This is a genomic window from Streptomyces sp. NPDC047014 (assembly GCF_040644195.1).
Classification (GTDB): domain Bacteria; phylum Actinomycetota; class Actinomycetes; order Streptomycetales; family Streptomycetaceae; genus Streptomyces.
Genome location: NZ_JBEYVX010000079.1, coordinates 19,665 through 28,853, shown reverse-complemented (window position 1 = coordinate 28,853; position 9,189 = coordinate 19,665). Strand labels below are relative to the sequence as shown.

Sequence of the window (9,189 nt, the reverse complement as noted above, 5' to 3'; positions counted from 1 at the left end):
GCTGCTGCTCGGGCAGTGGTACCCCTTCGACGCGCTGCTGCTGCGGCGGTCAGGCGAGCTTGGCGCTCAGGGTGATCGTCGTACCCGAAAGGGCCTGGCTGACCGGGCAGTTCTTCTTGGCGTCCTCGGCGGCGGCCACGAAGGCGTCGTTGTCCAGGCCGGGCACCTCGCCCTCCACGGTGAGGTGGATGCCGGTGATGCCCTCACCGGGCTGGAAGGTGACGTCGGCCTTGGTCTCCAGCCGGGTGGGCGGGGTGCCCGCGCCGGCGAGGCCGTGGGACAGGGCCATCGAGAAGCAGCTGGAGTGGGCGGCGGCGATCAGCTCCTCCGGGCTGGTCTTGCCGTTCGCGGCCTCGGAACGGGCGGGCCAGGAGACGTCGTACGAACCGATGCCCGAGGAGTCGAGGCTGACGACGCCCTTGCCCTTGAGCAGGTCGCCTTCCCAGACGGTGTGCGCGTGACGCGTGGTGGCCATGGTGGTCCCTTCGCAGGAGTGGGGAAACGGCCGGACCCCCGAGAGGGGAGCCCGGCGCACCCAAACCTACTGGGACACCAGGGGTTTCGCGTCGCGCGCCAGCGCGGTGAGCCGCGAGATGGCGCGGAAGTACTTCTTACGGTAGCCGCCGTTCAGCATCTCCTCGCTGAACAGCTTGTCGAAGGGCACGCCGGAGGCCAGCACCGGGACCTCCCGGTCGTACAGCCGGTCGGCGAGGACCACCAGCCGCAGCGCGGTGGACTGGTCCGGCACCGGACCGACACCGGTCAGGCACACGGCCGTGATCCCGTCGGTCAGCGCGCCGTAGCGGCTGGGGTGCACCCGGGCCAGGTGCTCCAGCAGGCCGGGGAAGTCGTCCAGGCTCGCGCCCGCGGTCGCGTACGCCGCCTTGGTGACCTGCTCGTCGGAGAAGGGGGCCGGGGCCTCCGGCAGCCCGCGGTGGCGGTAGTCCTGGCCGTCGATCCGCAGCGGCCGGAAGTGCGCCGACAGCCCCTGGATCTCCCGCAGGAAGTCGGCGGCGGCGAAGCGGCCCTCGCCGAGCTTACCGGGCAGCGTGTTGGAGGTGGCGGCCAGCGCCACGCCCCGCTCGACCAGGCGGCTGAGCAGCGAGGACACCAGGACGGTGTCGCCCGGGTCGTCCAGCTCGAACTCGTCGATGCACAGCAGCCGGTGCCCGCCGAGGGTCTGCACGGTCTGCTGGAAGCCGAGCGCGCCCACCAGGTTCGTCAGCTCCACGAAGGTGCCGAACGCCTTGAGCGCGGGCTCGGCCGGGGTGGCGTGCCACAGGGAGGCCAGCAGGTGGGTCTTGCCGACGCCGTAGCCGCCGTCGAGGTAGACCCCGCGCGGGGCCGCGGGGGCGGCGGGCTTGCGGGCGAACCAGCGCTTGCGCCCGGAACCGCTCGCGTGCGCCCCGCCCAGTCCGGCGGCGAAGCCGCTCAGCACGGTGACGGCCTCGGCCTGGCTCGGCTGGGCCGGATCCAGGTTGTAGGTGTCGAAGCGCACCGAGTCGAACCGGGGCGGCGGCACCATCTCGGCCACCAGACGTTCGGCGGGCACCCGCGGCTCGCGCGCGCACAGGGCCTGCGGCCCGGCGTCGGCTATCGGGGGCCGGTCCGCGGCGCGACCTGGGGTCGGGAGTGATGTCGGCACAGCACTCCACTCTACGGGGCGTGGCACACTGCACCGATGCGACGCCTGTTCCCTGTGACCGATCAGACATCAGCCCCGGCCCCGGACCCGGCGGACCGCGAGTGGTCGCTGGACGAGCTCGCGGACGCCTACGCCTACCCCGCGCTCGCGGCGGACGGGCACTGGCTGCGGGCCAACATGGTCTCCACCCTGGACGGCGCCGCCCAGCACGACGGGCGCTCGCAGCCCATCTCCGGCGAGACCGACATGCGGATCTTCGGCACCCTGCGGGCACTGGCCGATGTGGTGGTCGTCGGCGCGGAAACGGTTCGCCAGGAGGGCTACCGCCCGGCCCGGGCCCGGGACGCCTTCGCCGCGCGCCGGGCCGCCTCCGGCCAGGGCCCGGCCCCCGCCGTCGCCGTCGTCACCGCGAGCCTGGACCTGGACTTCTCGCTGCCCCTGTTCACCTCCCCGCTGGTGCCGACCCTGGTGGTCACCGGCGCCGGGGCCCCCGCCGGCCGGGTGGCCGAGGCCGTACGGGCCGGGGCCGAGGTGGTCGTGGCCGGGGAGGGGGCCGCCGTGGACGCGGGCAGGGCCGTACGGGAGCTGGCCGCCCGGGGGCTGCGCCGCCAGCTCACCGAGGGCGGGCCCCGGCTGCTGGGGCAGTTCGTGGCCGCCGGGGTGCTGGACGAGCTGTGCCTGACGATCTCCCCGACGCTCACGGCGGGCGATGCCCAGCGCATCGCCGGAGGGCCTTCCGTCACGGTTCCGCACCGGCTCGCGCCCGCCTGCGTACTGGAAGAGGCCGGGTTCCTGTTCACCCGCTACCGTCGGATCTGACAAGGGGCGGAATTTGTCGTTCCGCTTTGCTTCCGCTGGGCACATATACCTGCGCCGGCCCCGTGCGACAGCGGGGCAGGATGGTTTCCGCAGGGGCCGGTCGGCCGGCCTCGGCCCATGAAGGAGAGGGCGTCCGTGTTCACGAGCGTATTGATGATCGAGCAGCCGCTGACCACGGTGGACGTGGACTTCGTCACCAGCCTGCACGGAGACGACCCGGTCTCCTTCGTCGTCCTCATGCAGCCTCGGGGCGACCAGGACCGGCTGCTGCGCGCCATCGACGACGTGGCGCTCGGTGAGATCCCCGAAGCCATCCGCGAGGGGGACGAACCGGAGGGCGAGGCCGCCCGCGGGCCCGCCGCCCACGCCCTCGCCCACTCCCTGAACGCCCTGCGCGGCAAGGGGGCCAAGGCGGTGGGCCAGCTCATCGACAACCACCCCCTCGACAGACTGAAGGCCGTCGTGGAGGAGAACGGCGCCGACGAGGTGATCGTCCTGACCGCCCCGCACTTCGTCGAGGAGTTCTTCCACCGCGACTGGGCCTCCCGCGCCCGCCACAAGGTCGGCGTTCCCGTGCTCAAGCTCTTCGCCCACAACGAATAGGCTGGGTCCGCACGCCCGGACCACCACCCGCGCACGCACGCACCGCACCGCACTCGATCCTGGAGCGACCTGAATGAAGCCCGGCCTGCCGACCGCCATGGAACGGCCCCACTTCATCGGCATCGGCGGCGCCGGCATGTCCGGCATCGCGAAGATCCTGGCCCAGCGCGGAGCGCGGGTGGCCGGCAGCGATGCCCGCGGCGACTCCGAGACCGCCGACGCCCTGCGCGCCCACGGCGTCACCGTCCACGGCGGGCACGCCGCGGACCACCTGGCCGACGGCACCACCTGCGTGGTCGTCTCCAGCGCCATCCGCGCCGACAACCCCGAGCTGGCCCGCGCCGCCGAGCTCGGCATCCCCGTCGTGCACCGCTCCGACGCCCTCGCCGCCCTGATGGACGGGCTGCGCCCGATCGCCGTCGCCGGCACGCACGGCAAGACCACCACCACCTCCATGCTGGCGGTCTCCCTCTCGGCCCTGGGCCTGGACCCCTCCTACGCCATCGGCGGCGACCTGGACGCCCCCGGCTCCAACGCCCACCACGGCGAGGGCGACATCTTCGTGGCCGAGGCGGACGAGAGCGACCGCACCTTCCACAAGTACGCCCCGCAGGTCGCGATCATCCTCAACGCGGAGCTCGACCACCACGCGAACTACGCGTCCATCGAGGAGATCTACGAGTCCTTCGAGACCTTCGTCGGCAAGGTCGTGCCCGGCGGCACCCTCGTCGTCGCCCACGGCCAGGAGGGCGCCGCCGAGATCGCCCGCCGCGTCGCGGGCCGCGAGGACCTGAGCGTCGTCACGTACGGCGAGGAGGAGGACGCCGGCCTCCGCATCACCAAGATCACCCCGCGCGGCCTGGCCAGCGAGGTCACCGTGGTCCTGGACGGCCGGATGCTCACCTTCACCGTCTCCGTCCCCGGCCGCCACTACGCCCACAACGCCGTCGCCGCCCTCGCCGCGGGCGTCGCCCTCGGCATCCCGGCGCACAACCTGGCCTCGGCCCTCGGCAAGTACACCGGCGTCAAGCGCCGCCTCCAGCTCAAGGGCGAGGCCGCCGGGGTCCAGGTCATCGACTCCTACGCGCACCACCCCACCGAGATGACCGCCGACCTGGAGGCCATCCGCGGCGCCGCCGGGGACTCCCGGATCCTGGTGGTCTTCCAGCCCCACCTGTTCTCCCGCACCCAGGAACTCGGCAAGGAGATGGGCCAGGCCCTCGCCCTCGCCGACGCCTCCGTGGTCCTGGACATCTACCCCGCCCGCGAGGACCCGGTCCCCGGCGTCACCAGCGAGATCATCATCGCCGCCGCCCGGGCCGCCGGCGCCGACGTCTCCGCCGAGCACGACAAGACGGCCGTCGCCGATGTCATCGCGGGAATGGCCAAGCCCGGTGATCTCGTTCTCACCATGGGCGCGGGTGACGTCACGGACCTCGGTCCGGCCATCCTCGCCCGCCTGTCGAACTGACGGCACCGGTACGAGGGAGCGGAAGAGTCATGTCCTACGAGGTCGAGAAGACGGACGAGCAGTGGCAGGCGGAGCTGAGCCCGTCCGAGTACCAGGTCCTCCGCCTGGCCGGCACCGAGCCCGCCTTCCGCGGTGAGTACACCGACACCAAGACGGAGGGCGTGTACTCCTGCCGGGGCTGCGGCGCCGAGCTGTTCCGCTCCACCGAGAAGTTCGAGTCCCACTGCGGCTGGCCGTCCTTCTACGACCCGAAGGACACCGACGCGGTCGAACTCCTCGCGGACACCTCGCACGGCATGGTCCGCACCGAGGTCCGCTGCGCGAAGTGCGGCTCCCACCTGGGCCACGTCTTCGAGGGCGAGGGCTACCCCACCCCCACCGACCAGCGGTACTGCATCAACAGCATCTCCCTGCGCCTGACCCCCGGGCAGGGCTGAGTACGGCAGCAGGGGAAGAACGGCGGCAGGCCCGCCCGGCAGGCCGGAACCCGGCCCCGGGCGGGCCTGCGCCGCTCCGGGCGCGCCCGGCGGCCGGGAGCGGCCGCCCGCCCCGGTGTCGGGGACATCGCGTTCCGGTTCCGATCCGGTCTCTGGCCTGCGGTGATCCACTTCCGGTAGCAGCATGGGCCGGACGAAGACATCTATCCGATTTTGTGCGGTGTCTGGTTATGATCGGCACCCTCACGTCCCGCCGCAGGCGGACCGGTCGCGCACACCCACGTCCCACAGCCGTGCCCGGTCCGTGACTTCGGCCTACCCTCGCCGTCCCCTGCCCGTCGTCCCCCGCTCCCGAGGACCGATGTCTCCCACAGAACCCGAAGGCATACGAGGGCAGTCACCGGCCCGCCGGTGGCGGACCGTACGCCTGCGCACGCTGCTCATCTGGCTGGCCGTGGTCCCCACCGTCGCCATGGGCACCCAAGTGACGGTGACCGCGCAGCGCTTGCTGGAGCAGTCCGCCCAACTGCGCTCCGACGTCGAGGCGTCCGAGCGGATCGGCGCCCCGCTCTACACGCTCATGGTCGACATGCAGGCCGAACGCACCGCCACCGCGGCCCTGTGGGCGGCCGCCGAAGGCTCCGAGGGCGAACTGAGCGTCCGGCGCGAGGCCACCGACCTCGCCGCCGCCGAGTTCCGCCGGCTCGCCGTGGACCCCTCCCGGTCCTTCGGGGACGTGACCCGCCAGCTCGACCGGCTCGCCGGCTTCCGCCAGCGCGCCGACCTGCGCAGCGGCACCCCCGAGAGCACCCTCTCCTACTACTCCGAGGTGATCGGCAAGGTCATCCAGGTGTACCAGCAGGAGTTCAGCCACGCCGAGGACGCCGAACTCGCCCAGGCCAGCCGCCCGGTGGTCTCCATGCTCCAGGCCACCGAGATGGTGGCCCGCGAGGACACCGTCCTGGCCCTGGCCGGACCCTCCGGCGACCTGACCTTCTCCGGCTACGACCAGTTCGTCAGCTCCCTCGGCGCCCAGCGCTACCTGCACGAGGCGCTGATCGTGCCCCATCTCGGCGCCCGCGACCAGCGGTTCTACGAGCGGGTCGTCGGCTCCGCGGACTGGCAGACCAAGACCCGCATCGAGAACGCCGTCCTCTCCGGGCACAAGGACACCGCCACCGGCATCCGGCTGCCCGCCGAGGTCGCCGGCTGGTCCTCCGCGCACGCCAACTTCTCCGTGCAGATGACCACCCTCAACATCGACCTGGCCCGCTCGGTGCTCACCCGCGGCGAGGCCAAGGCCGCCGAGCTCGACAGCGAGGTCGCCTGGCTGATCGGCGGCAGCGCCGGCGGGCTGCTGGCCGTCGTGGTCGTCGTCGTGTTCACCACCCGCTCCGTCCTGCGCCGCCTGCACGACCTGCACGAACGCACGGTCACCGTGGCCGAGGAGACCCTGCCCGAGGTCGTCGCCCGGCTCCAGCGCGGCCAGAGCGTGGACCCCGGCGTCCTGCCGTCCGTGACCGGCGAGCGGGACGAGGTCGGCCGTGTCAGCGACGCCTTCGCCCGCGCCGTCGCGGTCTCCGTCGACGGGCACCGGCAGCTCGCCGCCGAACGCCACGGCTTCGGCCTCTTCGCCTCCGGCATCGCCTCCCGCACCGGGAACCTGGTCAGCCGTCAGCTCAGCCTCACCGAGGACATCCAGGACACCTTCGGCCACGACGAGGCGCTGCTCGCCCAGCTGATGCGCTCCGACCAGCTGACGGTCGGCATGCGGCGGCAGATCGAGAACCTGCTCATCCTCGCGGGCGGCGAGGTCCCCGACCCGCACACCGAGCCCATGCGCGTCGCCGACCTGCTGCGCGAGGCCGCCGCCGAGGTCGAGGACTTCCGGCGCATCGAACGGCAGGCCCTGGACGAGACCAGCGTGGAGCCCGGCGCGATCAGCCAGATCAGCCACCTGCTGGCCGAACTGCTCGACAACGCCACCCGGTTCTCCCCGCCCAAGTCCAAGGTGGTCATCCGCGCCGAACTCGTCGCGGACGGGCTCTCCGTCGAGATCGAGGACCGCGGCCCCCGCGTCAGCCCCGAGCGCTACGAGGAGATGAACGGGCGCCTGCACCAGGCACCCCCGTACTCCGTCCTCGCCCAGAACGCCCACCGCCTCGGCCTGTTCGTCGTCGGCCACCTCGCCGACCAGCTCGGCGCCACCGTCACCCTGCGCCGCTCGGTGTACGGGGGCACCTGCGCGGTGGTGGTCCTGCCCCAGGAACTGCTGCTGGCCACCGACGCCGAGGCCCCGCGCGAAGCCGCTCCGCGCGAGACCGTGCCCCGCGAACGGACCCCCCGGGCCCTGGCCGCGGCCGCGCCGGCGGCGCTCCCCGGGGCGGGAGCCGGAGCCGGTTCCGCTGACACCGGGTCGGCCGCCACCGGATCCGCCGTCACCGGGCCCGTCCGCCCCGTACCGGACGAGCCCGCGCCGCCCGCGCGGACCGGCGCCGGGCTGCCCAGCCGCCGTACCGCGAAGCCGCTCGTACCCGCGCTCGCGGTCCGTACGGCGCCCGCGCCCGCGGCCCGGCCCGCGCTCACGGCCGGCCCCGGCCGCCCCGCCCTGCCCGAGCGGCCCGCCCTCCCCGAGCGCGTCCCGCAGACCCATATCGCCGACCAACTGCGCGCGCCCCGCGCGCCGGAACCAGCCGTCCGGCAGGACGCCGCGACACCCGAAGAGGTGGCCGACGCCTGGGCTGACTACGAACAGGGGACCCAGACAGTGGAAGAAGAGCTCCGACGGGATCAGCCATGACCACCTCATCGAACGACATGATCTACAGCGTCCTCGACAACAACCTGAGCAGGATCGCCGGCATCCAGGGGGCCGTGCTGCTGTCCAACGACGGCATCCGGCTCAGCGACTACCTCCTGGACCAGCCCCAGGCCGAGCGCATGGCGGCCGCCGCCTCCGGCATCGCCGCCACCATGAAGGCCATCTCCCGCGAGGTGGAGGGCGGCCGCGTCATCCGCCAGCTCGTCGAGATGGACGACCGCTACCTGTGCATCGTCGGATGCGGGGAGGGCAGCACCCTCATCGTGGTGACCTCCCGCAAGGCCCGCCTCGGCGAGCTGGGCGGCGAGGCCGTACGCACCGCCCAGGCGCTCGGCGAATGGCTGGGCACCCCCGAGCGCGGCCAGGCTCCGTCCGCGTAATGCCGCAGGACGAGCCACAGCCCGCGGGCCGCCGCCGGACGCGGCTGTACGCCCTCACCGACGGCCGTACAGCCGCCCCGCACACCGTCCTCACCATGGACACCACGATCACGGCCGCCGCCGGAGACGAGGAGCACGGCGGCCTGCCCACCGAGTGGCAGGAGATCCTCGCCCTGTGCGCGTCGCCGGGCGGCATGGCGGTCGCCGAGATCGCGGCGAGGATGCGCATCCGCCTCACCCCGATGACCCTGCTCCTCGGCGAACTCGCCGACCGCGGGCTGATCGACCACCGGCCGCCCCTGGCGGCCACCGAGACCACCGACGTCCACCTGCTCATGAGAATCAGGGACAACCTTGCCCGGATATGACACGCCCGCCACGCCCGCCCCCGGGGAACCGGCCCCGGTCAAGATCCTCGTCGCCGGCGGGTTCGGGGTGGGCAAGACCACCCTGGTGGAGACGATCTCCGAGATCGAGCCGCTGCGCACCGAGGAACGGCTGACCTCGGCCGGCATCGGCGTCGACGACCTCGACGGCATCGAGTCCAAGACCGTCACCACCGTCGCCATGGACTTCGGCCGCATCACCCTCACCGACGCCGGAGTCGTGCTCTACCTCTTCGGCACCCCCGGCCAGGAACGCTTCTGGTTCATGTGGGACGACCTGCTGAACGGCGCCCTCGGGGCGATCGTCCTCGTCGACACCCGCCGCCTCGACCGCAGTTTCCCCGCCGTGGACTTCTTCGAGAGCCGCGGGCTGCCCTTCGTCGTCGGCGCCAACTGCTTCCACGGCGAACAGCTCTACACCGCCGAGGAGATCGCCACCGCCCTGCGCCTGCGCGACCCCGAGACGCCCGTGCTGATGCTCGACGCGCGCGACCGTACGGACGTCCGCGCGGCCCTGCTCTCCCTGCTCGACCTGCTCATCGGCAAGGCGGGGGTCCCGGCCGCCCCCGCGACCGCCGGCGGCTGACGGGGGAGCGCCTGCCGTTCGCCAGGTGTACGGCGCGCCGT

General features: G+C 73.0%; 10 protein-coding genes. 8 read left to right on the top strand and 2 right to left on the bottom strand.

Translation table 11 applies throughout. From position 1 onward, the window contains the following. Positions 1-49: 49 nt before the first annotated feature. Positions 50-475: an OsmC family protein gene (locus ABZ873_RS28015; protein WP_360877429.1), complete on the bottom strand. Its 426-nt coding sequence runs from the start codon at positions 473-475 to the stop codon at positions 50-52. A 66-nt stretch (positions 476-541) separates the two neighbouring features. Next, complete coding sequence (gene zapE / locus ABZ873_RS28010) at positions 542-1,645, bottom strand: cell division protein ZapE (protein ID WP_360877426.1); 1,104 nt, start codon at positions 1,643-1,645, stop codon at positions 542-544. 36 nt (positions 1,646-1,681) lie between these two features. On the opposite strand from zapE, the gene ABZ873_RS28005 reads away from it, so the two are divergent. The 8 genes from ABZ873_RS28005 (at position 1,682) to ABZ873_RS27970 (ending at position 9,148) form a co-directional block, all read left to right on the top strand. Then, the gene (locus ABZ873_RS28005) at positions 1,682-2,464 is read left to right on the top strand and encodes a pyrimidine reductase family protein (protein WP_360877423.1); all 783 of its coding nucleotides are present in this window, start codon (positions 1,682-1,684) and stop codon (positions 2,462-2,464) included. Positions 2,465-2,599: 135 nt separating this feature from the next. Further along, positions 2,600-3,067, top strand: coding sequence for an indole-3-glycerol phosphate synthase (locus ABZ873_RS28000; RefSeq protein WP_360877420.1), 468 nt, complete (start codon positions 2,600-2,602; stop codon positions 3,065-3,067). Positions 3,068-3,140: 73 nt separating this feature from the next. Next, the gene (gene murC, locus ABZ873_RS27995) at positions 3,141-4,538 is read left to right on the top strand and encodes a UDP-N-acetylmuramate--L-alanine ligase (protein WP_360877417.1); all 1,398 of its coding nucleotides are present in this window, start codon (positions 3,141-3,143) and stop codon (positions 4,536-4,538) included. Between the two features lie 29 nt (positions 4,539-4,567). Beyond that, positions 4,568-4,975: a peptide-methionine (R)-S-oxide reductase MsrB gene (msrB, locus tag ABZ873_RS27990; protein WP_360877414.1), complete on the top strand. Its 408-nt coding sequence runs from the start codon at positions 4,568-4,570 to the stop codon at positions 4,973-4,975. Between the two features lie 361 nt (positions 4,976-5,336). Continuing rightward, positions 5,337-7,775 carry a nitrate- and nitrite sensing domain-containing protein gene (locus ABZ873_RS27985; RefSeq protein WP_360877411.1) on the top strand — a complete coding sequence of 813 codons (2,439 nt, stop codon included), beginning with the start codon at positions 5,337-5,339 and terminating at the stop codon, positions 7,773-7,775. Beyond that, entirely contained in the window at positions 7,772-8,176 is a 405-nt protein-coding gene (locus ABZ873_RS27980; protein ID WP_360877408.1) for a roadblock/LC7 domain-containing protein, read from the top strand. Before ABZ873_RS27985 ends, ABZ873_RS27980 begins: the two co-directional genes overlap by 4 nt. After that, on the top strand, positions 8,176-8,544 hold the full coding sequence (locus ABZ873_RS27975) for a DUF742 domain-containing protein (protein ID WP_360877405.1): 369 nt from the start codon (positions 8,176-8,178) through the stop codon (positions 8,542-8,544). Before ABZ873_RS27980 ends, ABZ873_RS27975 begins: the two co-directional genes overlap by 1 nt. Next, positions 8,531-9,148, top strand: a complete 618-nt coding sequence (locus tag ABZ873_RS27970) for an ATP/GTP-binding protein (RefSeq protein WP_360877402.1) — start codon at positions 8,531-8,533, stop codon at positions 9,146-9,148. The genes ABZ873_RS27975 and ABZ873_RS27970 overlap by 14 nt, the downstream gene beginning before the upstream one ends. The last annotated feature ends 41 nt before the right edge of the window (positions 9,149-9,189 follow it).